The sequence below is a fragment of the Aureibacillus halotolerans genome, from assembly GCF_004363045.1.
Lineage (GTDB): Bacteria > Bacillota > Bacilli > Bacillales > DSM-28697 > Aureibacillus > Aureibacillus halotolerans.
Genome location: NZ_SNYJ01000002.1, coordinates 1 through 24,072, shown reverse-complemented (window position 1 = coordinate 24,072; position 24,072 = coordinate 1). Strand labels below are relative to the sequence as shown.

15 protein-coding genes and 1 pseudogene are annotated in these 24,072 nt (G+C 43.9%); 9 read left to right on the top strand and 7 right to left on the bottom strand.

Annotation, left to right across the window (positions count from 1 at the left end; all coding sequences use genetic code 11):
* Position 1: 1 nt before the first annotated feature.
* Positions 2-1,411, bottom strand: a complete 1,410-nt coding sequence (locus EV213_RS02365; protein ID WP_133578891.1) for a spore germination protein — start codon at positions 1,409-1,411, stop codon at positions 2-4.
* Between the two features lie 184 nt (positions 1,412-1,595).
* Here EV213_RS02365 and EV213_RS02360 point away from each other — a divergent pair, with 184 nt between their 5' ends.
* The gene (locus EV213_RS02360) at positions 1,596-2,336 is read left to right on the top strand and encodes a GTP pyrophosphokinase (RefSeq protein WP_133578890.1); all 741 of its coding nucleotides are present in this window, start codon (positions 1,596-1,598) and stop codon (positions 2,334-2,336) included.
* A gap of 3 nt (positions 2,337-2,339) precedes the next feature.
* Here the strand turns inward: EV213_RS02360 and EV213_RS02355 are convergent, their stop codons facing one another.
* Positions 2,340-3,680 (bottom strand): NUDIX domain-containing protein, encoded by a 1,341-nt coding sequence (locus EV213_RS02355; RefSeq protein WP_133578889.1) that lies wholly within the window; start codon positions 3,678-3,680, stop codon positions 2,340-2,342.
* Between the two features lie 202 nt (positions 3,681-3,882).
* Here EV213_RS02355 and EV213_RS02350 point away from each other — a divergent pair, with 202 nt between their 5' ends.
* Both EV213_RS02350 and EV213_RS02345 read left to right on the top strand, forming a co-directional pair.
* A complete protein-coding gene (locus EV213_RS02350) occupies positions 3,883-4,332 on the top strand; it encodes an Rrf2 family transcriptional regulator (protein ID WP_133578888.1) in 450 nt (149 codons plus the stop codon).
* A gap of 126 nt (positions 4,333-4,458) precedes the next feature.
* The gene (locus tag EV213_RS02345; RefSeq protein WP_133578887.1) at positions 4,459-5,619 is read left to right on the top strand and encodes an MFS transporter; all 1,161 of its coding nucleotides are present in this window, start codon (positions 4,459-4,461) and stop codon (positions 5,617-5,619) included.
* Between the two features lie 136 nt (positions 5,620-5,755).
* Here the strand turns inward: EV213_RS02345 and EV213_RS20630 are convergent, their stop codons facing one another.
* On the bottom strand, positions 5,756-9,073 hold the full coding sequence (locus tag EV213_RS20630; RefSeq protein ID WP_166639130.1) for a choice-of-anchor I family protein: 3,318 nt from the start codon (positions 9,071-9,073) through the stop codon (positions 5,756-5,758).
* 835 nt (positions 9,074-9,908) lie between these two features.
* Here EV213_RS20630 and EV213_RS02335 point away from each other — a divergent pair.
* Both EV213_RS02335 and EV213_RS02330 read left to right on the top strand, forming a co-directional pair.
* On the top strand, positions 9,909-11,108 hold the full coding sequence (locus tag EV213_RS02335) for a NupC/NupG family nucleoside CNT transporter (protein ID WP_133578886.1): 1,200 nt from the start codon (positions 9,909-9,911) through the stop codon (positions 11,106-11,108).
* Positions 11,109-12,008: 900 nt separating this feature from the next.
* Positions 12,009-12,926: a nucleoside hydrolase gene (locus tag EV213_RS02330; protein ID WP_133578885.1), complete on the top strand. Its 918-nt coding sequence runs from the start codon at positions 12,009-12,011 to the stop codon at positions 12,924-12,926.
* 114 nt (positions 12,927-13,040) lie between these two features.
* On the opposite strand, the gene EV213_RS02325 is transcribed toward EV213_RS02330, so the two are convergent.
* From EV213_RS02325 to EV213_RS02310, 4 genes are all read right to left on the bottom strand, one after another.
* Positions 13,041-16,955, bottom strand: a complete 3,915-nt coding sequence (locus EV213_RS02325) for a S8 family serine peptidase (protein ID WP_133578884.1) — start codon at positions 16,953-16,955, stop codon at positions 13,041-13,043.
* Positions 16,956-17,264: 309 nt separating this feature from the next.
* Positions 17,265-18,314 carry a ribosome small subunit-dependent GTPase A gene (rsgA, locus tag EV213_RS02320; RefSeq protein ID WP_133578883.1) on the bottom strand — a complete coding sequence of 350 codons (1,050 nt, stop codon included), beginning with the start codon at positions 18,312-18,314 and terminating at the stop codon, positions 17,265-17,267.
* Between the two features lie 322 nt (positions 18,315-18,636).
* Positions 18,637-19,374 (bottom strand): alpha/beta hydrolase, encoded by a 738-nt coding sequence (locus tag EV213_RS02315; protein WP_133578882.1) that lies wholly within the window; start codon positions 19,372-19,374, stop codon positions 18,637-18,639.
* A 64-nt stretch (positions 19,375-19,438) separates the two neighbouring features.
* Complete coding sequence (locus tag EV213_RS02310; protein ID WP_279512746.1) at positions 19,439-20,632, bottom strand: Gfo/Idh/MocA family protein; 1,194 nt, start codon at positions 20,630-20,632, stop codon at positions 19,439-19,441.
* Positions 20,633-20,883: 251 nt separating this feature from the next.
* Between EV213_RS02310 and EV213_RS02305 the strand changes: the two genes are divergently transcribed.
* The 4 genes and pseudogenes from EV213_RS02305 to EV213_RS20960 form a co-directional block, all read left to right on the top strand.
* Positions 20,884-21,708 carry an undecaprenyl-diphosphate phosphatase gene (locus tag EV213_RS02305; RefSeq protein WP_133578880.1) on the top strand — a complete coding sequence of 275 codons (825 nt, stop codon included), beginning with the start codon at positions 20,884-20,886 and terminating at the stop codon, positions 21,706-21,708.
* Positions 21,709-21,826: 118 nt separating this feature from the next.
* Positions 21,827-23,185 (top strand): aldehyde dehydrogenase, encoded by a 1,359-nt coding sequence (locus EV213_RS02300; protein WP_133578879.1) that lies wholly within the window; start codon positions 21,827-21,829, stop codon positions 23,183-23,185.
* Positions 23,186-23,327: 142 nt separating this feature from the next.
* Positions 23,328-23,786, top strand: a complete 459-nt coding sequence (locus EV213_RS02295; RefSeq protein ID WP_133578878.1) for a helix-turn-helix domain-containing protein — start codon at positions 23,328-23,330, stop codon at positions 23,784-23,786.
* Between the two features lie 50 nt (positions 23,787-23,836).
* Positions 23,837-24,072: pseudogene (locus tag EV213_RS20960) on the top strand (IS630 family transposase); the annotation flags it as partial.

Sequence of the window (24,072 nt, the reverse complement as noted above, 5' to 3'; positions counted from 1 at the left end):
GTCAGGTTGGATTCTCTTCTTCTTTTTTACGCACGAGGGTATCTTTCAGTCTCGAGCGAAAAAAAGGAGCGAGTGGCTCCATATACGGAACACCAAAAGATCTAAGGGAACACATATGGGTTAAAATGAGCAGGAGCCCCATAAGCAAACCGATAAAACCAAAGCATGCCGCCAAGATGGCAAGTGGAAAACGTAACAGACGAAATGGCGTTGACAGATTAAATCGTGGCATAATAAAAGACGCAATGCCTGTTAAAGCGACCACGACCACCATCGGACGAGAGACAAGACCCGCATTCACAGCCGCCTCCCCGATTACGAGTGCCCCAACAATTGATACGGCCGCACCAATCTGCTTTGGCAGCCGCAAACCAGCTTCTCGTAACCCTTCAAATGTCAAATCCATAATGAGTAGCTCGATAATCGTTGGAAAAGGAATCGTTTCTCTTGAAATGGCTATTGTTAGCAGTAGTTGACTAGGTACAAGCTCCTGGTGGAATGTCACAAACGCTACGTAGATGCCTGGAAGCGTTAAAGCTAAAAAAATAAAAATAAAGCGTATTAAACGGATAAAGGATCCTGCATAAAAACGCTGATAATAATCGTCCGGAGATTGGATTAAACTGATGAATGTTCCAGGGAGAACAAGCACAAAAGGTGTGTTATCGACAAAAATGGCTACTTTCCCTTCCATTAATGACGAAGCCACCACATCTGCTCTCTCTGTAGCAATCATTTGCGGGAAAATGGAATACGGATTATCTTCAATGTGCTCCTCAAGATCTCCGGTCTCAATGACCCCAGCAATCTTAACTAGCCGAAGGCGTTTCTCTACTTCCTGTACTAAAGTGTCGGCTGCAACGCCTTCAATATAGCCCACACTTACCTTCGTTTGTGTATGCTTACCAATCTTTAGCATTTTCGTTTTAAAGGCAGACGTTTGGAGAATATTCCTTACAAAAGCAACATTTTTTCCAATGTTTTCGATAAAACCAGCACGGCTGCCGCGGACCGTCGATTCGGCTATCGGTTCTTCTGGAGAGCGTGTCTGCGGACGATTCATCCCAACAGATACACCGTTTACTGCTCCATCAAACACGAGGATGGCACTCCCTGAGAACAAGGCCTCAGTAAGCTGTTTAAAGCTCTTCAGCTCTGTTACATGGGGACTGTCGACAGCAAATGTAATCGTATCAATCGTCAACCATTCTGTACGATCAGGCAGCATTCTTAACGGATGGATAACTTCTTCCGCCAACTGAGTTGTATCAACGACGTCTGCCAAATACGTCATATGGATAAGCTGTCCGTTTTGTAGGAGGAGCTGCCGAAATACTACATCTGACGAATTGCGGCAAAGCGCTCGCAATGCGGCAATCGTCTTTTCGGCTCCTGAATGTACTTCACTCATTTTTCTCCTCCTTTCCTGGATGTTTTTAGTTAGTATGAGCAATTAATTCGTCTTTATGTAAATCGTTCAAATCATGTGAAACTATGTTGATTTTGTGAACAACGCAACGTCAGCTCTAAAAGTTTCGTACAATATAAGAGAATTGATTTAACGCACAAATCGCAGCTTAGGAGTGGATGTAACAATGACGGAAAATCCCATCTCAAAAGAACTCAAGAAATTCTCCGCAATGAAGGAGGAAGTCACACGTTTCCTAATGGTGTATAAATTTGCGCTTGACCAAATGAATACAAAAATTGAAGTGCTCCAAGAAGAATTTCAATACATTCATGACCACAATCCAATTGAACATACAAAATCGCGTTTAAAGTCTCCTGAAAGTCTATTGAGAAAGATGCACCGAAAAAACCTTGATCTTTCCTTAGCGAACGCAAAGCAACATATCCATGACATTGCAGGGCTCAGAATCACATGCTCCTTCATTTCAGATATTTATGCCGTTCGCGACATGCTGCAAAATCAAAAAGACGTCAAACTCATAGAGACAAAGGATTACATCTCACAGCCAAAGTCTAACGGTTATCAGAGCCTTCACCTTCTGCTTGAAATTCCTGTATTTATGTCTGATAGAACAGAGCATGTTTGTGTCGAGGTTCAGATCCGTACGGTGGCGATGGACTTTTGGGCAAGCTTGGAACATAAGCTTTACTACAAATTTAATAAGGCCGTTCCAAGCACGTTTAAGGACGAGCTTAAATCAGCCGCTGATCAGGTCAATGCGCTAGATCGCAAAATGGAGAGAATTCATCAGGACATGAGACAGCGAGAAGAAGTAGAGCAAGGAGCGACGGAGGTCATAGATATGACCACCGTACAAATTCCTCACAAGCTGCTGTCGTTGTTTGAGGAAACGAGAAAGGAATAAGTTTTATGCTTGTAGATGATACGTGGCTTCTGAGCCCATAAGGGACGACAATCCATACGGGTGATATGGCATATGGCGTTCAGCTTCATGGAGGGGCATCCAGCATACGTCTTCAATTTCATGAGGACGTTCGGTTGCTAGTTTTGAAATTGTGGTTTTTACTTTGGCATTGAAAGTGAAAAACAAGCAATGTTCTGTTCCATCGTCTAAGTACGCTTCGTTTACGGAACACAACGCGCCGACGTCCACTATTAATCCTGTTTCTTCTTTGACCTCACGGACGAGTGCCTCCTGTAATGGCTCTTTGTCTTCTACCATACCACCAGGCATTGACCAATCCTGGCGATCACGATTTTTCACCATCAGAATGTCGTTGACTTCATTCATGATCAACCCGTATACGACATTCACACGTCGATAGGGTCGTGGAAGAGCGATTTCTAAAGAGGTTCCATGGCCGAAGCTTGCTTGAAAAGGTAGTCCGCGAAGAGTTAGCTTTGCTTCATACGCCAGCGCTCGGATTCTGTGATACAAAAAGGCAAAACTCAAAATAGGGTTGTTTGGGGATGAATAAATCTCACCTAGAAGATCACCCATCCGAACCCATTCACCATCATGAGGAGCTTCCTTGATGTATTGCAAAAGTAGGTCATCATAATAGGTATCTGGCACAGGCAGAAGTTCCCCATGAACCATCGCACGTAATGTCGATTCTGAAGCGAGCATTGTAGACCATTGCTCCTGCAGCTTAGCGCGCTCTTTGCTGCCTAGCACATGTCTATGATTGAAATCTTCCTCGCTCAACTTCTCATGAAGCTTCACTGTCGCAGCCGGAATATCGTCCGCCAAAGTCGCTTGGACACAAAGAAAACCCGTTTGTGAATGACTGGAGCCATTCAGCCAAAAAATGACGGTCTGTTTTGCCGTAATTAAAGCAAGGCTTTCAAAAAAAGATCGCCAAGCAGACGGATGCCCAAAAGCATAAAAAGGGTATTGATCGTTTTCCAACCACGTTTTGCACCAGCGTCCCCGCTGCTTTTGTCCCTCTGACGTGTATAGCTCAGTAAGAGGACCGAATTCAAGCGGCTCATCTGGGATGCTGATGACAACGTGTTCCGCCCTTCCCCCTGTAAATTGTGAAGAGCGAACACGTACAGTACCAGCCTCACTTGACGAAAAAGCGATATGTATATAAGTGCTTGAACGAATGCGCTGCTCTAACTCTATCCTTTGACGATGTTCGTCATTAAACATATCGCGCTTTTTCCTATTCTCGGGAAGAGATAATACGTGGAGCAGCTCCTCTCTTGTCATTGAGTTCAATGCTTTAAAAATAGTCCCCATTACCTGCAACAGCTCCCTTTTTCAGAAAAGTATATCGTCTATGTAAATCTTTGTAAACCATTCGAAAAGGGCCTATTGGCTTGTAACGAAGATGAGCTGCATCAAAGCATTGCGTTCTTTGCTGGAAGTCGAATAAATACCTTAGTCCTTGACTTTACACATCAATGTAACTAAAATGGTATTATTGTAAAGGAGGATACCCATGGCCGTTGCAAGTCGATTTACTGTCGCTCTACACGCATTAGCTTTTCTCGCAGATAGAAAAGCAAATAATGATGAATATGTTACCTCAGATCAGATTGCATTCAGTGTGGGTACTAGCCCGGTTTTTATCCGGCGAATATTAGGTTCACTTAGGAAAGCAAATCTGGTGAATGTCAAACACGGCGGCACCGATACAGGCTGGAAGCTTTCAAAAAATCCAGATACCATCACGCTTCTAAATGTGTACAATGCAATCATACAGAAGCCTCTCTTCGAACAGCACCATAGTACACCAAGCAGTCAGTGTGTTATTGGTAAAGGAATACAACCTGCATTGAAGCAAATGTATGACGAGAGTGAAACTGCCATGAAACAACAGTTAGATCAATACTCGATTTCAAATTTATTAGCAGAAACCATCACACATTACAATTTATTGGAATCATAAAGTTGGTGCGACCAACATATTTTTTTTGATATCCAATGTAACTGATTCAGTTTTGTTGAATTGGGCGATCATGCACATTAAACACTTTTTTACCGAAAACGTTATACAAATTGGAGGGAAGTATAAATGAGTCGTTTGAGTATTTACCTTTTGACAGTGGGGGCTTTTTTAGCGGTAACAGCCGAACTTATACTTAATGGTGTGGTTGATATGATCGCTCAAGATTTTCAAGTTTCCATAGCCATTGCTGGACAACTGGTGACGGCATACGCACTCGCTTTCGCTATTGGTGCACCTATCGTAATTACTTTAACCACACGGTTTGATCGAAAAAAAGTGATGTTAGGCGCTTTATTCTTCTTTATCTTAGGTAATCTGATGTCCTTATGGAGCCCTAATTTTACTGTACTAATGATCTCACGTGTATTTTTGGGGATAAGTGGTGGTGTGTACACGGTGGTTGCTATGAGTGCCGTTTCCAAGCTGGTTCCATCAGAAAAGCTGGGAAATGCGATGGGTACATTCATGTTAGGAGTCAGCGCCTCACTTGTTCTTGGCGTTCCTCTAGGTGTTGTTATCAGCGGATGGTTAAGCTGGCAAATGGCATTTGGTTTGTTAGCTGTCCTCAGTTTATTCATTATGATTGGCATTGCTCGCGTGATTCCTTCTTTACCAGGTGAAGAGGCCACGCCATTTAAACAACAAATTTCAGTTTTTAGAAACGGTAAAATAGTAAACGGTTATTTTATAACTCTATTTTGGGGAGCAGGATACTCCACAGCTTTCACGTTCTTGGTTCCATTTCTACAGGAGACCGTCCACATGGAGACATCCGCAATTACGATAACAATGTTTGTGCTTGGCTTATTTTCCATGATTGGTACTCGTTTAGGGGGATATGGAGCGGATCAATGGGGAATAGCGAAAACCGTTTATTCCAGTTTGATCATCCACGCTTTCGCTTTACTATTATTGCCTGTTATAACCACGACAGTTGTCACGGCTGTCATTATGGTAGCAATTTGGATTGGATCGGCATGGATGACATCACCAACATTGCAAACCTATTTTATACAACAAACGCCTCAATCTCCTGATTTGGCACTAAGTTTAAATACATCTGTGCTGCAAATTGGGTTTGCCATTGGTGCGGGATTTGGAGGCTTTATTGTCAATGCAACAGGCACAGTCACCCATACACCTTGGGTCGGAGGGTGTATTGTAATACTCGGGATCGTTGCTGCTTTATTCTGTATGCAAATAAAGCGAGAGCTAAGAAAAGCGTAAAGGTGTTTTGAGATTCTTAGTCGACGCGGGTGTGAAATTAAAATGTTGCGGACCCCATAAACGACGAAGTCATGCTAGCAAATCCTTTTTATTAAGCACAAAAAGGCGCCACGTCGGCGCCTTTTATCATCTAGCATTATGGCAATTCGATCACTTGACCAATTTGAATCCAATGAGGATTTGCTAATTGGTTAAGCTGCTGTAGTGCTTGCCAAGTCGTGCCGTGTTTCAAACCAATGTCGTACAGAGTGTCGCCAGCCTGAACGATATAGGTTTCACCGGTCGAAGGCGCAGGTGTTGGTTGCGTTGGTGCTGAAGGAGCTTGAACCATTGCCGCTTCTGTAATTCGTCCTTCAACCGCAGGTGCCACCTGACCTAACCCCTGCATATGTGCGATCAGTGCTTCATCTAATGCGTCGTATTCATTCGCAATTGGCGACGTACTAAGGCTCGTATATTCATCGCCACCTGCCGCAAGAAAATCATTTGTTGCAAGCATATACGTTTGATCAAGCTTCAAGGGCTCTCCTGCCACTTCAACAGAGTGCACACGAGCACCTGCTGGCTGTGCTGGATCAATAGCAAACGTCATGCCTGCCACGTGAGGGAATGCCCCTTTTGGCTCTGGGTAGTCTGATACGCCGTTTTCAAGTGCCGCTACGAGCTGCTCTCCAGTGACTTCTTTTGTAACGATGTAATTTCCGAATGGAAGGACGGTCACGACATCGCCTTTAGTTACCGTGCCTGCTTCAATGGATGCACGGATACCGCCACCATTTGTTAATGCAATTTCTGCACCAGTTGTTGCTAACATAGCATCTGTAATCAAGTTGCCCAAATTCGTCTCTCCAACACGAACCTGCTCTCTCTCCCCATCAAGACGAACATCGGTTGTGCCCACTTCTTCTTGGAGGATAACTTCTTGTGAGGCAGTAATCTCATCAGTGACGCTCACAATGTCTTCGCTTGGCACAACATTTGCCGCGTCTTCTTTTGAAATCAGCTCAGCGTCTTTTTGAACGAGCTCGTCCCCTTCAAAGGTTAACTCGACCACACCGACATTTTTCAAATACTCGCCAGTGCTGACAATTAACGTGCCATTTGCTGCGTCCATGCCTGTTTCTAATGTTGTATGACTGTGACCATCAACGATCAAGTCAATGCCTGCCACTTCTTGTGCCACCTTGGTAGACGTATCTTTGCTCGCTTCATCCATGCCGAGATGGGCAAGCGCAATAATCACATCAACGTCCTGCGCCTGAAGCTCTTGCACCATACGTTTTGAAGCAACAACAGGGTCTTCAAACGTTAAGCCTTTTACGTTGTTTGGATGGGTTTTAAATGTTGTTTCTGGTGTAGCAAGACCGAAAATTCCTACCTTAATCCCGTCGATTTCTTGAATTTCATAAGGCTGGAACACATCCGTGCCGTCACTTGCCTTTACATTTGCCGTGAGGACAGGGAACTCCATCATGCCACGTAAGGCTTGAAGATGATCATTTCCATAGTTAAAGTCATGGTTTCCTGGGGCCATAGCATCGACACCAATGGCATTCAGCACTTGAACAATGCTTTCACCCTTCATCAACGTTGCGAATGTCGTCCCATGCAATGTATCCCCTGCATCAAGTACAAGCGTATTTGCGTTTTCCGCTTCTTTTTGATCAATGATGGTTTTCAGTTTTGCATACCCCATGCCACCATTTTCTTCATCAAACACACGTGCATGCACATCGTTAAAGTGAATGATTTGAAGAGTTGTTTGTCCTTCAGCATCTGTTTGGTTTCCAGTTCCAAACGTAAACACTGACATTGTTCCCGATACTTCGTTTCCAACGAGAAGCATTGGTTCTCCAGTGATGCTTTCTTCAGCAGTCACAAAGGCTAAGCCTTCAGGAGCAACATCTCCGGCAACCTCGCTGCCGCTAAAGTCACGACTGTTAAACATCGTTACGTAAGCTGCTTTTTCAGGGTTGGTGACATCATACACAGCGATACTTCCTTCACGCTCCAAACCAACAAACGCATAAGTTTTGTCACCTATTTGTCCCGTAGTTACTGATTCTGGCTCAGGGCCTTTGTCGTCAGAACGATCGTCAAAGACATTTTCTGAATTTGTTGTGTTAAACATTTCAGGATTGTCTTTTGCAATCACTTGCTCAAACGTATCGCCACTATCAAACACAGGTTCCATCGTTTCTGCGTCAAAAATAGTGAACGAACGAGCGCCATAACTATACACAGCTTCGTATTTTCCATCCTCGTTTTTCGGCGCAGAAGTAGTTGTTTTTAGTCGACCGAGCTGGTCATCGTCGAAAAGTCCATCTTCTACAAGTGCATCAAGCTCTTCTTGCGTATAGCCTTCGAAATGCTCGGCGTTTAATGCGTATTGGTCAGCAATGTCGGCGACACGCACTTCTTCAGAAAACCCCTCATAATCTTGCGCATCCCCTTCGTTCGGTGTCAGAATATAAGATTTCCCGTTTCTCTCCAATAATGAGATCCCATCAGGCATATATTGCCCGAGCACTGGTACTGTCTGAATATTGATTTTTCCATCCTCATCGTTTACATCCATACCATTGCCTGCAATTGAATGATCTTTAAACCCTAGCGACTTGACGCTCGTAAAGGACGCTGTCGTAAGATCCAATGTCGCAATTGCATTGTTTTCCTGAAGCGCAACATAAGCCTTCGTATCGTCCTCGCTTACGACAATGTATTCTGGCTCAAGATCTTCCGCACGAGTGGCATCTGCATTCACTTGACGAACGTCCTCATCAATATCGACTTGATCAAATGTTACTTCGTTTACTGACGAATTTGTCAAAGAATCGATGCCTTCACTAAGATCGACAACGCTAACGGAGCCCTCAGGATTTACATCATAGGCATCATTTGGTTCGCCTTCATTCGCTACCAAAAGCTTTGAGCCATCATGAGTAAACGTCAGCATATCTGGAAGAGAGCCTACACCTACCGTCGCAAGCAACTCACCATCCGTCGTTAGGAAAACAACATGCCCTGGATCTGTCTTAGGTTCAGCAACGATTGCTACTGCCAGATAGTCTCCATCAGGATGCAGGGCTACGCTCGTAATGCCTGACACGTCTCCAAGATCTTCAGAAACGTCACTGATAGGAATCCTCTTTTTTAATGGAAGCTCTTGAAAAGATGCATCCTGCTTTAAAGGAGCCAAATCAATGATATCTAACGCATTCTCTGCGCCATTGATTGAATAAGCTTGTTCATTAGCTTGATCATATGCCACGATTTCTGTTCCGCTTTCATCGATAGCGGCACCACTTGTAAAGCGCCCAGAAAGCTGAACTTGAAATGCTGGCGTTGATTCGCCTGTATACGTCGAGACTTTTTCTATCGCAGCTTGCCCTTGACTTGGCAACCAAGTTAACGTGGCTGCAATTCCTGCTACTACCCAATGCTTTGCCTTCAACCTACATCTCCCCTTAAATGTTCTATTTATATGTAACGGCTTGCCTACTTGCTTAAAGTGTACATAAAAATGCGCTTTCATGATGTAAGGTTTGCGTAAACAATCGTAAAGAATTGTAAATGAAGGAGAAACCTAAGCAGTTTTCTTGAATTTCGCTCTGGCTAATTGTACATCCTATACTCAAAAAGTTTGATCTGCGGATCCCTCATGCCATTCAAATGAATCGTTTATTGATGTTTACTCACTCAACTTTCGTCACTTTTATTTGATAGACACGCTCCTGAAGGGCACAAGTGCATCATCGACTCAAAAAGCTTCGTCGGGATTTCTTCGCACCATAAAAGGTATAAGGGCAACATCGATTCGTGAGTACGTCTCATTGTGTTTTCTTTGCCGCTGGAGTCTCGCTAGTGGCATCTTTTAATGAAAATGTGACATGAATAAAAACGAAGAAACAAACATCAGCGTAGTCAACATACGTAGACTCCTGCGGGAACAGCGCGAGCTGAAGATCCCGCAGGAAAGCTTTTGCTTTCCGAGGAAGCTGAAGCCGAGCCCGCGGAAAGCGAAGTATTTTGACGAAGCAGTCGGAATTTATGTCTCATCAATTTTTATGATTAATCGTTGCATCTAGCCGATTCAAAATAGCTTTTTATTGCGTTTCTCTTCACACTGACAAAAACAACCTTGTCGACATTTGCCGAGATTGGTTTCATATTGCTCGATAATATGATATTATGTCCTGCGGACGAGCACTCAGTATAAGGCTTCGTTTTTTATTTTGTTTCTTCAATAAAGAAAGAGATCGCTTACATTTTTAAGGAGGGGTTCATCAATGCAAGTCTTATTTTTCTTTATCGGTCTTGCTACCGTATTTTTACTTGCTTGGGCTTGGAGTAGCAACCGCAAAGGAGTACGTTATAAGTCAGTGTTAATCTTACTTGGCTTACAACTCGCGATCACGTTTATTCTGTTGCAAACAGATATAGGTATTCAGATCATTAGTGCTATCGCTGCTGGTTTTGCTGAAATGATTGCAATTGCAAATACGGGCACAGAATTTATTTTCGGAGATCTTTACGTGAACAATCCTATGGCGTTTGTGTTTAATGTCCTAATGCCAATTATTTTTGTGTCCGTTTTAGTTGGGATCCTAACGTATACACGAATCCTGCCACTCATTATTAAATATGTTGGCCTTGTTCTCAGTAAAATCACAGGCATGGGGAAGCTTGAGAATTATTTTGCCGTGGCTTCTGCGTTTATTGGACAGTCAGAGGTGTTTTTGACAGCTAAGCCGTTGCTCCCAACATTACCAAAGCAACGATTGTACACTTTATGTGCTTCTGCCGTTTCTTCGGTAAGTTTGCCGATCATCGCTGCGTTTATGGCTGTGCTGCCTCCACAGTATGTTGTTATTGCGGTGGTGCTTAATATCTTCTCTGCGCTAATTATCTCGTGCATCATTAACCCTTATAAAGTGGAAGATGAGGATGACCAGTTGATTGTTGTTGAGGATGAAGGGGAAAAGAAAAACCTGTTTCAAGTGATTTCTGACAGTATTCTTGATGGAGGAAAAATTGCTGTTACAGTTGGTGTCATGGTCATCGGGTTTGTCGCCTTAATTAATTTTATCAATGCCATTTTCACCGGTATCTTCACGCTTAGCTTTCAAGAGTTCCTTGGTTATGTCTTTTCACCAATTGCTTTCTTGCTCGGTTTTCCTACGCAAGATCTCGTCAATGCTGGAACCATTATGGCCACCAAAATACTTTCCAACGAGTTTGTCGCTCAGGAAGCCTTGCTTGGCATGATTGATAACGGTGTCGTCAGTGAACGTACCATTGGAATCCTTACTGTCTACCTCATTAGCTTTGCCAACTTCAGCTCCATCGGTATTGTCACTGGGGCAGTAAAAGCGATGAACAGTGAAAAAGGCGATGTCGTTGCCGGATTTGGTATGAAGCTTTTATACGGTTCCGTCTTGGCATCTTTCCTTTCAGCCGTTATCATTAGCTTATTCATTCCTTATTAACTCATCTTTCGCACCTGACATTAGTCAGACACGCTTAGATATAGCTGGGTAAACCTGAAATCCAAAATTGTGGTTGCTTTTTATACAAGCTGCCATACGCTCGCTTTCACTCTAAAGGGTACAAGTGCATCATCGACTCAAAAAGACTTCGTCGTGATTTTTTTGCCGCCTGGCTTCTGCTACGCCTCCTCGATCGCGTGCGCGCTCTGTGGGGTCTCGCTGGAGTCTCGCTAGTGGCTGCTTTTAATGGTCCGCATTTATGATTTAATTACAATTCAAAAAAGACTCTTTTAGTGATTAAGGAGTAGATGTCAGTTTCATTACTGAAAGACGACCTTTTAGAAATATAGGATTGCGAGCACCGGCATCATTCGGTCAATTGATCTACATCACTTCGCGTCCACTCAAGCTCAGCCAGTGTTGTAGATGATTTTTGCTCTGCGCAAGTTATCTAAACATATGTCCACCGCTGCATCAACATTGCACTAGGTGATGTAACTTTACAGAAAAGATGTACTTACTTATCTTGTTTTGTAAGCAATCACGCTTTAACACGCTTTCTTACTCGTTATACGAGACCCGAACAAATAAAGAAATTACGCAGACTCCTGCGGCAAAGAAAACACGACGAGGTCTTCTCGAGTCGATGTTGCACTTGTACCCGTAGGGTGTAACAGCGCGAGCTGAAGATCCCGCAGGAAAGCTTGCTTTCCGAGGAAGCTGAAGCCGTGCCCGCGGAAAGCGAAGTATTTTGACGAAGCAATCGTGATTCTCTATTTACACATGTTCAACATGTCAATAAATCTTTCTTACCTTGCTTCAACTCAGGCACAGTCAACATTAAAAGTGCATTTTGCTCTATGAAAGTTGAGTTAATAAAATTAAGAAAGAGGTGTTTTTATGGAAAAAATCATTTTGGATTGTGATCCAGGCATTGATGATGCCATGGCAATTGCGTATGCATTGCATTCTCCTGAGGTTGAACTGACAGCGATAACGACTTGTTTCGGAAATGCACATACGGACGTAACGACTAAAAATGCTCTAGACCTTTTGGCGCTTTTTGACGCAAGCCACGTCCCTGTTTATGAAGGGCTTAATCAAACAATCGATGGGCAATTGCCTCGTGAAGGAGCACCTTGGATTCACGGTCATAATGGCATCGGTGAAGTCACCATACCTACGTCGCAAAAAAAAGCAGAGAATGAGTCTGCTCATGACTTTTTATCAAGAATTACAAAGGAACATCCTGGTGAGCTGACGCTTGTTCCTGTTGGTTCTTTGAGTAATGTCGCTCGAGCCATTAAAGCGGATCCTGAATTTGTGAAGAACGTAAAGGAAATTGTCGTCATGGGGGGCGCCGTTCGTCATCCTGGCAACATCACACCACTTGCAGAAGCGAACATTCATGCTGATCCGAAAGCCGCAAACATTGTCTTTCAATCAGGCGCAAACATACGCCTTGTTGGACTTGATGTGACGATGAAAACGTTGCTTCCTCAAGACAAATGTGATGAATGGCGTTCACGTAACCAACCATCCGCCACCTCTATGGCCGATATTGTGACGTTCTATATTAATGCCTATAAAGAAAACAACCCTGGCATTATTGGCTGTTCACTTCATGATCCGTTAGCTATCGGCACTGTCATTGATCCTAGCTTTGTGCAAACTGTACCGATGAAGGTAACCGTTGGAGAAGCTGGCGAGTCTTATGGCCAAACGGTTGGCGAAGAAGACGAAGCAAGCTCTGTACATGTTTGCCTTCATGTAGATAGTGAGCGATTTGTAGCCCATTTTCTCAGTCGCGTTGTCTAATAATAACGGCAGAACTGGGGCAAGGTCATAACTAATTTATCAGACTGAAAGAAGAAACCACGTAGGAATTATTCCATCGTGGTTTCTTCTTTAATGTTATTTACACTACTCTTCTTATGCCGCAGCACCTGGGAGCTCGGGCTTTTCAGTCTCTAAAGACGGCTGTTTAGGTCCTGGCCCAGGAAGAGAAGGCTTGTCCTTAGGAGTCTCCGGCTTTACAGGACCAAGCTCCGGCTTCTCTTTCGGCGGCAAAGGCACTTCCTCCCCATCGTCAGGATTGGTTGTGTCTCCTTGTGCTGGCGGTGTCTCACCTTCAGCAAGTAAATAAATCGAAATGGTTTTTACGGTTTTGTTGCCGCCAAAATCCTCAACTTCAACCGTAAATTCATTGCGTCCCTCCACCAACGAGAGTTCAATATCAGAGAACGTCTTTTCAAAGCCTTCCATTTTATATGGCTCGCTAATTCCCTGTGCAAATCGCTCGTCGCCATCGATATAAAAACGGATTTGATCAAAATTGTCTTTGACTGTGACATCAATGACCGGATCGTCTGTGCCATGCTCTACATAATACTTCGAAGGCAGACCGTTAATTGTAATGTCTGGCGCCGTGGCATCTACAAAGAAGTTTCTGCGGAAATCAATCGTGTTGCCGCTTGTGTCTGTCGCCGCAACGACTAATGATTGCACCCCATCCTCAATGGTAATGTCTGTTTCAAAGGTGTAACGCCCTTCTCCATCTGGCGTTAGCTCAATTTCTTCTTCGCCAATTGTGAAGGTTTCAATTTCGCCTTCTTCTTCAATATATCCACTCACTTGAAGCGTGTTTTCATTGTATACTTGCAACGCTTGTGGCTCTAACAGATGCACGTATGGAATCGTACCATCTGCCTCGCCTACTGTTAGTTCAGCGGTTGTCTTGTTGCCCGCGAAATCCGTTGCGGTGATGACAATGACCTCTCCAGACTGAACAGTGTCTGGAAGTGCAACGCTGGTTTCCGTTGGAGCTAACACCGTTGGTTCAGTAGAATTCTCATACGTGATGGTCGTCAAGGCAACTCCGCTACCCTCGTCTGTTACAGTGTACTGAACATTTCCATCGACAGTCGTTGCCTCGATCAATGGTTCTACAGTATCGACATACACTGGATATTGCAGCGTTTGCCATTCTGCATCCTCATCAATACGTGCTGCGATTTCATAAATGTATTGTCCATCCTTTGCAACGACATTTTTTACTGTGCCATCCCATGCCCAGTTTGGGTCTAGACGATAAGCCGGACCAAGCCCCCCATCATAGTAGTGCTTGCGGATATTATTTTCTGTACGTATCGTTCGTAGTTCCTCACCATTTTTGTCAAGCACACGAACAGCGAGCTCTTCCGCATTTCGAAGGAACGAGACGACAGGAATTAATTCCTCTTGAATGCCGTCCGCATTCGGTGAGATAGCGATTCGTTCTCGTTTTACTGTTTGATCTGCTGGATCAAACCCAAGGTACAAGTATTCATCTCCTAAAAGATACACCGCACCTGCTTGTCCATAAAAGCTTGTTTCATCATACACAGTGCCATCAAAAATAGGAACGGCATCCCAATCTCCATGGAAGCCCATATAAGGCACTGTAAGTTCTGGTGCAGTATCTGCCGTATCTGTTAACGTTACGAACCCCTCGACAAAATAGCCATTCGTGAAAATGTCATCTGGGTCAATGGGCGTGGTAAAATCACCCGTTTGCGAAGGGTCAACAACGGTCGCATTCGATAGATCAATCTCTACCGTAAAGCGAACCTCTCCATTTGCAGGTACCGAAATGTCTTGCTGCCCACCGTTGATCGTAATTGTTGTATTGCTTAATGCTTGTGCTTCAAGAATGTCCAGCTCATAGCCAAGTTCGCCATAAGCAGCAAAATCGGTTTGAATGTTCGCTCCTGCATTATACAGAACCTCTTGATCGCTATGGTTGGTAGCGATAAGTTCAAACGATACTTGGTCACTAATTTCCTTGAGCGCCACTGCTGGTTCACCCGTATCGGCAGAAACAACCGTGACTGGCGTGTCAAGCGCGGCATGAAGCTGCATCAGACCTGCCCCTTGACGCCTTGGTGAATAAGGAATGTCCCAGTCGAATGTTGTATTCACAACGCCCTGGTCTATCACCGGCTTTGATGTATTTAATAGCAATTGCTTGGCACGATCGACCAACGCTTGTCCTTCTAGACCTTTTTCTGCTAATCTTTGAAACACAAGAGCCGCTCCACCAGCGACATGAGGAGCAGCCATGGATGTCCCACTCTTAATGCCATATTCGTCGTCGTTAAGCGTTGAATAAATGTTTCCTCCAGGTGCGGTCATCTCAGGCTTGAAATCAAGTGTAAGCGGTGTGCCCCATGAAGTAAAATCACTCATGTGCCCACTAAATGGGTTGGCCACCTTGACTTCTTCATCTACCCAAGTGCCTTGTAAACCAGCCTCATTTTGCAATGCCGCAACGAGCTCTTCGCCATCGCTTTGTGACATGAATACGAATGGCACTGAAATGGCTGCGTCATTCGCCATACTTACATAGCCGTCGGTGTTATTGAATATCACAACTGCTGTTGCTCCGGCAGCTTGTGCGTTTAAGGCTTTTTCTACAAAAGAAATTGATCCTCTTTTAATGAGCGCGATCTTTCCTTGAAGATCGACGTTGCTTGTTTCTTCAGCAGTCCCTAGTCCTGCATAGGCAATTTGAAATGTTTTATCGGTTAAGTCAGAGGGTTTGATGTTTCCTGCATTTAGATAAGGGAACAGCTTTGCCTCGCCATTAATCTCTACCTGAAGCGCCTTATAATCATTAAACGTATTTTCAATTGAGGCAATAGAAACTGCAGCGGAGCCTACAGATGGTGATCCAACGACCCCGATGTCAGGATTTGATGGGATTGGATTCGAAAAGCCATTGCCAAAATGAGCAGAGTTTCCAGCAGACACAGACATGAAAACACCGTTCTCTGTTGCACGATTTAAAGCCTGTTGCTCTGGCGATTCTTCAGAAACAAACCCTGCCGTTGAACCTAGGCTCATATTGATGACATCTGCTCCTAAAAGGATGGCATCATCAATCGCTTTAATGTAAATATCCCCATAGGTTGATGGAAATTCAGGATCATTGGAGAAAACTTTCAGTGCAAGCAATTGTGCGTTCGGTGCAATTCCTTTAATGCCGCCTGCGTCTTCATCTCCATTCGCAGCTGCAGTGCCTGCAACGTGCATTCCGTGCATGCTTGCAGCAGGGCCAATATCTAAAATTTGTTGATTTTGATCAAAATAATTGTATCCATAAGGTACTTTTTCAGTAAAGAAGCTTCCGTTAATATTGCCTTCTTTTTTCGCCAGTAAAAGATCACTCTCAGTGAGTGCCGGCTCAACACCTTCATCTAGAACCATATCGCGATGGGATGGATCGATACCTGTATCAATAATTCCGATGACTGTGCCCTCACCCTTGTAGCCATAATCCCGCCAAGCTTGTTGTGCCTGGACAAGCTCCTTGCTGTATTCCATATCTGGTGTTGCGATAGGTCGTTTGTATTCATTTACTTTATGTACCTCTTTTACGCCAGTAGTTTGTTGAATAGCGTCAATATCTTCAACATTTACCGTCGCACTAAACCCATTGACGACTGTTGTAAATTGCTGTTCCACCTCGATGGTGCCGGTTTGAGAAACAATCGCTTCCTTTACCTCTTGTTGAGCAGCTAAATTACTTTCCACAAGAGATCTCCGCGTCGAGGGCTCCATTTCTTTGAAACGAATCCCTTTTGACGTTGCGTTTTCAATTGCAGGTTCTTGCTCAAGTTCTACGATAATACGAACATTACCGTCCTCGTCTGCTGTGCTCTTTAGGTCTTGAGCACTGTCAAGATTTGTAGGCGTTTGCTTTGCCCGAAATTCCTTTTCGGGCAAAGACCCCATATTCCCTAAGACAGTTTGAGGAACAACTAACATGAAAATGACGAGTAACAGAATCCATTGCTTTTGTCTCAATCAATTTCCTCCTAGATTTAGATTTTTCAGAATACACACGCCATTGTAACATTTATCCTAGTTCCTTTCATAGTTACAAAAGCCATAATTTAACTAAATCATCGTCGGTACAAAAGTCACTCTTCGTCGAAAAGTGTCTGGAATAATCATAGATTCTCGTTAAACAGCACATAAAAAGCATTTCTTTCGACTTATAAATTTTCCGCACAACACATACATAGTCCTATAAAAATGTAGCGTAATCACATGCCACAGAAAGTAGGCAAAAAGCCTCTCTTTATGACGTTTAAAGGAGGCTCGGCTAGGCTTTTATTTTTTATGATTGCGTAAAAACTTTGCCCGTTTTTTATTTTCTGCCGTTTGCTTTTGCTGCAAACGTTTGTCTTGCTTTCTTTCTAAGAAGGCTAGCTCCTTTTGATATTTTTCATAGTGGCGTAAACGCTCTTCTTCAAGTAGTCCGTCGTTGATGGCTTTTAAAACTGCACAGCCAGGCTCACTCGTATGCGTACAATCTCTAAATTGACAGTTTTCTTCAAAGACGTTGATATCCGCAAAAGATTTCTCCAGCCCTTCCCCTGCCTGCCATAATTGCAACTCTCGCATACCTGGTGTATCAATAAGCATACCTCCTGTTGGAAGCATCAATAGCTCTCGGTGAGTAGTGGTGTGCCTCCCTCGGGCGTCCTCTTGCCTAATGTCTTGGGTCACCTGCACATCTTTGCCAAGGCACGCATTAATGAGTGATGATTTCCCTGCTCCTGAAGAACCAAGCAAAGCCAACGTTTGCTGATCCTTCGTCAGTTCTAAAATGGCATCAATGCCTTGATTATTTTGCAGACTCGTTACGATGATACGGACGCCTAAAGCCATACGTTCCACGTCCTGTATCTTTGTTTCAATATCGTCACACAAGTCTGCTTTTGACAGGACGATCACTGGCGTCGCACCGCTCTCCCAAGCCAGCAACAAGTAACGTTCCAGTCGACTGATATTAAAATCCTGATTAAGCGACATGACGAGAAGGACGGTATTGATATTCGCTGCAACAATCTGTTCCTCAGTCTCGGCCCCCGCCACTTTACGTGAAAATTGGCTCCATCGAGGCAATACCCGTACAATCGATCCCTTTTTCTCGTTTGGCCAAGGATTCACTTCAACCCAGTCCCCAACGGTTGGATAGTCTCTATTCTCAGTCGCTTCAAAACGAAATGTACCTGTTAGCTCGGTCACGTACACACCATGCTCTGTTTGCACACGATACATATGTTTATGAGGTAAAATCACACGCCCGAAAAGATGACCTTCTTGGATAGATTCATCGGAATTTACGTATTGAAAGCCTAAGTCTTTAAGTTTCATAGATGGTAAAACTCCTTTTTTATAGTAGATAGAAGCACAAAAAAGAGCCCTCAAGGCTTCCCAGGCTGATGACAAACGCCACACGTTCTCGTCGCTTTGTCTGTCAGACTGATAAGAGTCCTTTAGGCTCTCAATGATGCGGAAGCATGAAGTGCACAAGCTTCCCTCGCTATAAAAAATGGATCGTACTACACCGGAGCGAGGGTGCTTGTGCAAAAATCATTCTGTTGTTTCACTTCATTCTGGATTAATTTTCGCATATACATCCCTCGCCTTCTTTTTGAATTATAACTAGATTACCATGGTCCTAACGTCTATGCAATTAAATATTGTCAAGCCAACTTATAATGGTTGTAGCAACAATGGCTGTTTGTTCTTTTGAACTGATAGACGCTTCCCCATCTCCGTCCTGATGGCCATAACTGCCAAACTGGCTATGATTTCCTCCCTCTACCTCATAAAACAACGTATCCTCAGGAAGAAATTTACGATTGGCGGCAAACATGTCGTGATCCATCACCTGATCATTGGTGGCAGTGATCGCTAAAACCGGTAATCCTGTCGTATCTAGTCTCCCACTCTCATCCGCATAGGAGGCTAATAGCATAACGCCTGCGAGCTGATCGACGTGATCATGGGCAAAGCGAGCCGCCATTGCACCACCTAATGAGTGGCCACCAATGACAAACGACTCGTCAGGATATACATTCATCACGTCCTCCGCTCGATTAGGTGACAAGACCGCTAAATTCAGTGGCATTTTCATCACAAACACACTGTAGCCTTCTTCTGCTAGCTGCAAACCAAGTGGGGCATAGCTTTGTGGCGTAACAAGACCACCTGGATAAAACAACACAGACAGATCTTTTTTTGACTGAGGTGCAAAATGATACCAATGATCCTCTTCCAAAACAGACACTGACTCTGAGCCTTCCATTGCCTGCAACGCTGCAGCTGTTGCTTCATAGGGTTTCAAATATATCGATAAACCAATGGCTATACCGATCAATACGACAAGAATTCCCCAAAGAATCCATACCCTTCTTCTCATCTTTCTCATCGTTTGCCATCTCTCTCATTAAAGTATAAGTACTATTTTAATATATGGAGAGAAGAAAAAATCGTCAACGATTTTGCTTCGTTTCCCCACTCACAGTTGAGGGTTCATCTTTTGAGAAATTATCAACACTATTCGTTTTTTCATAAAAATGTGGCACAGCTGCTAATAAGCCAGCGCGTGTGTAAAAGTCATCATTTCGGTCTAAAGGCAAGCGAACCGCTTGCTTTGTCGTTGCAGATTTATAAATTGCTGTGATTAATTCTAGTGTATTTCGACCTTGCTTTCCATCCACTAACAGTGACTCGTTTCCATCAATGGACTGCAACACATTGTATATTTGCCCAGCATGTCCAGTATGTACTAGAGACGGACGGTCGTTGTAGAAAGATGAAATTTCTTCTTCTAGCTCTGGATTCGCTTTAGGAAAACCATTTTCTTGAGAGAGAGTGGCCTTTACAGACCAAGGCACAGAAACTTTGGCTTTCTCCCCTTGCACGATGATTTTTTGCTCCTCACCATGATGGACAACAGAGCTGGTCACCGTTGCCAAAGCTTTTTTATATGAGAGAATGGCCACAGAAAGGTCTTCAACCTCTGCATTGTCATGGGCGACGTTTGCTGTGACTGCGGTCACTTCTTCTGGAAGCCCCATATACCATTGCAGCATGTCGATATGGTGCACAGCATGATTTAACGTACAGCCGCCACCTTCTTTTTCCCAAGTCCCACGCCACCAAAGGTCATAATAGGAGTGTCCACGCCACCATGCTGAATCCACTTGAATATGTAACGGTTCACCAATCAACTGCTCCTGTAGCACATCTTTCATATGCCACCACTGATCATGAAAACGATTTTGTGCGATGATTGACAGCTTTTTTCCTGAACGTTCTGCGGCTTCAATCATGCGATCACATTCTTCAAGGGAGGCTGCCATTGGTTTTTCGACAATGACATGCTTGCCTGCGTCTAGAAAAGCAACGGCTAGCGGCGCGTGAGTGTATGGAGGGGTACAGACAGAAACGATATCAATATCCTCTCGATCTAAAATTTCTTGAGCATCAGCAAATACATCAGGTTGGTCCTTTGCAGAATCTGCAAGCGCTTTCGCTTTGTCCAAATATAGATCGACAATAGCAACGATCTCTACCATGTCACCTACTTGCTCATACGCACGAATATGTGCGTTAGCAATCATCCCTGCCCCAATAATTGCAACACGTTTTTTCATCGCTTCCTCCACCTTTTTTTGGACTATTTTATAAAATCTGATCTTATTCTATTCTTGTTTATCATAGTGAAATTCACTCTAAAACTCAAGGGATTAAGACAAAACTTACGACGATATGAATTGAAAAAAAGTGAACAGGTAAAGCAATGTGAGCGTTCATTATGTCAATTTATATCTAGCTGAGACGTTCCTTTTTCCCATTTTCAAAATTAGAGTGTTTGATTGGACTTACCCAACCATATTGTTCATAGACTAACGAAAAAGGGGGACGAGCAGAAATGTTGTGGGAAATGTTTGTAGCCATTGTTCTAGGGATCGTAGAAGGCATTGCTGAGTTTGCTCCCATCTCTTCCACCGGACATATGGTTCTCGTTGATGATCTATGGCTTCATTCAAAAGAATTGTACTCAAAAGAGGTTGCTAATACGTTTAAAATTGTCATACAGCTCGGATCCATTCTTGCTGTAATTATTGTGTTTAGAGATCGATTTAAAGAACTTCTCTTTTTGTCACCTAAATCAGATCATCGATTACAGGGTCGCTTACGTCTTGGACATGTCATTGTAGGCATCATCCCAATTGCTTTGTTTGGCTACTTCCTCGTTGATCTCATTGATGAACGTCTATTTGAGGTGCGCACAGTGCTTGTAGGCTTGGTGCTCGGAAGCATTCTTCTTTTAATCGCTGATCGTTTCAGCAAACTCTCACCTGGCGCCGTTACCATTGATCAAATGACCTATCGACAAGCCTTTTTTATTGGCTTGTTCCAATGCTTTGCTTTATGGCCGGGTTTTTCAAGATCAGGAGTGTCTATTGCTGGTGGCGTCCTTGTAGGCTTAAGCCATCGCGCAGCGTCTGATTACACATTTATTCTGGCTGTACCCATCCTGGCTGGCGCGAGCGGTCTTTCTCTTATAAACAACTGGTCCTATTTTTCATTAGAAGCGCTGCCTTTTATGACGACTGGTTTTGTTGCTGCTTTTATCTTTTCACTTGTCGCAATTCGCTTTTTCTTGGCCATCATTCATCGCATAAAGCTGGCTCCTTTTGCGGTCTATCGTCTTGTATTGGCTGGGCTGATCTGGATTTATCTTTCCATCTGACCCGCGTTTCGTGAAGAGCACGCTAGCTTATTACTTTCCTCCACGGTCACTCTTGCTATAGTATGAACAAAGATGGACGTGAATTGTGTCCCACTATAAAGCTGAGGTGATTATCGTTATGCATTCATTAATAGCACAGCAAAAAGCGTATTTTCGCTCTTGCCGAACGCGCTCGCTTGATGAACGAAAAGACAGTCTAAAAGCTTTAAAGAAAGCCATCATTGAAAATGAAGATGCCATTATGAACGCCCTGTTTGCCGATCTTCATAAATCTCCCTCAGAAACGTTTATGACGGAACTCGGAATTTTATATAGAGAAATTGATTATACGCTTGAGCATCTAAAGGAATGGGATAAGCCTGTTAAAGTCAAAGGAAAAACCTTGCTTCCAGGAAGCAAAGCGACCATTTATCGCGAGCCATATGGAACGGTTCTCATTATCGCTCCATGGAACTACCCCTTCCAGTTGGCCATTGCACCGTTAATTGGGGCATTAGCCTCTGGGAACTGTGCTGTCATTAAACCATCGGAGTTCGCACCACAGACGTCCAGTGTTTTGAAATGGTTGATCTCAAAAACGTTTCCTGAAAGCCATGTTGCTGTAATTGAAGGTCGAAGTGAAACTGCTGAAGCATTGCTAGCGGAGCCTTTTGATTATATCTTTTTCACAGGAAGTCCATCGATAGGCAAAAAAGTGATGGAGGCAGCTGCCAAACGGCTGACGCCACATACGCTTGAGCTCGGCGGAAAAAGCCCTGCCATTGTGCATAAAGATGCGGACCTTGACAAGGCAGCAAAGCGGATTGCGTGGGGCAAACTGATCAATGCAGGCCAAACTTGCGTTGCTCCTGACTACGCGCTCGTCCATGAGGACATTTTTGATACATTCCTTCAAAAGCTAAAAAGTGCCGTGAACAAGCAAATGAAAGATACACATAAAAAAGGCCACGAATACCCAATGCTTGTTCATGAACATCATTTTGATCGTATGGTTTCATTTTTGAATGATGGCACCATCGTGCACGGTGGTGAACATGATCGAACAAAGCGCTATTTCGCACCAACCTTGTTAACAGATGTATCCTGGGAGAGCCCAGTCATGCAGGAAGAAATTTTCGGTCCGGTTTTGCCGATTTACTCTTACTCATCATTTGCTGAGGCAAAAGAGCTTGTGAACAACCACCCTCAGCCATTAGCAGCCTACTTGTTCAGTGGCTCTAAAGCGATTGAACAGCAATTCGTAAATGACATCCCTTTCGGTGGAGGGTGTATTAATGACACGATAATGCACTTGTCTACTCCAGAACTCCCTTTTGGTGGAATTGGTCCGAGTGGCAATGGGCAATACCATGGATTCGCAAGCTATGACACCTTTACGCACCAGAAAAGCATTGTCAAACAATCCACAAGCTTTGACGTTCCAGGCCGCTACCATCGTGGACCTGCACTTCTGAAAGTATTGCGAAAGCTGTTTTAACCAAAGAAGCTGCCATACCAGAAGAAAAGTTTTCAAATAAAGTACAGTTTCTGTGATTAGTCAGGGATATAACTAGTACCTTGACCTAATTTAATTTTAGTTCTACGCTCATTCTATAAGAAAAATATGGGAGGGCTAGCAAATGAACAAAAAATACGAGATTCGACTTGAGCCGAAAGAACGCGAATGGATCGAACAGCTCCTTCATGAGGATTCAACATCTCCTGGCATTCGGCGACGCTGTCTAGTGCTGCTGCTTTCGGATGAAAATCAAGGTGCTATCCCGAAGCAGACTGAAATTGCGAGTCGTTCAGGAGTGAGCAATGCGACGGTTTTTTATACAGTAAGGGACTACTGTACACGTGGGCTTCAGGAAACACTTAGGTATCGTCGCCGCGCTGAACCAGCCCGCCCTTCCCCGATTACGGGTGAAGTGGAAGCCCGAATTATTGCGTTAGCCTGTTCCGAGCCTCCCAAAGGATATGCTCGTTGGACGATTCGTTTGTTGACCCGTCGAGTCATCGAACTGAATATCTTGGAATCCGTCGGACGAGAAACAATTCGGACGACTTTAAAAAAACAAAACTTAAGCCTCACCTAAAAAAGCAATGGTGTATTCCTGCCAAGTCAAGCAGTGAGTTCGTCGCTCGGATGGAAGATGTCCTAGAGACCTACGCCCTTCCGTATGACCCTGAAATACCGCTTATTTGTATGGATGAACAGCCAATCCAACTGCTCGATCATTCGCGTCCTCCACAACCCATGAAGGCCGGACAAGTGCTGCGGGAAGACTACGAATATGTTCGCAAAGGAAGCTGCAGCCTATTTTTATTCACGGAGCCGCTCGCTGGGTGGCGTCACGTACAGGCTTCAGAAAGACGTACGAA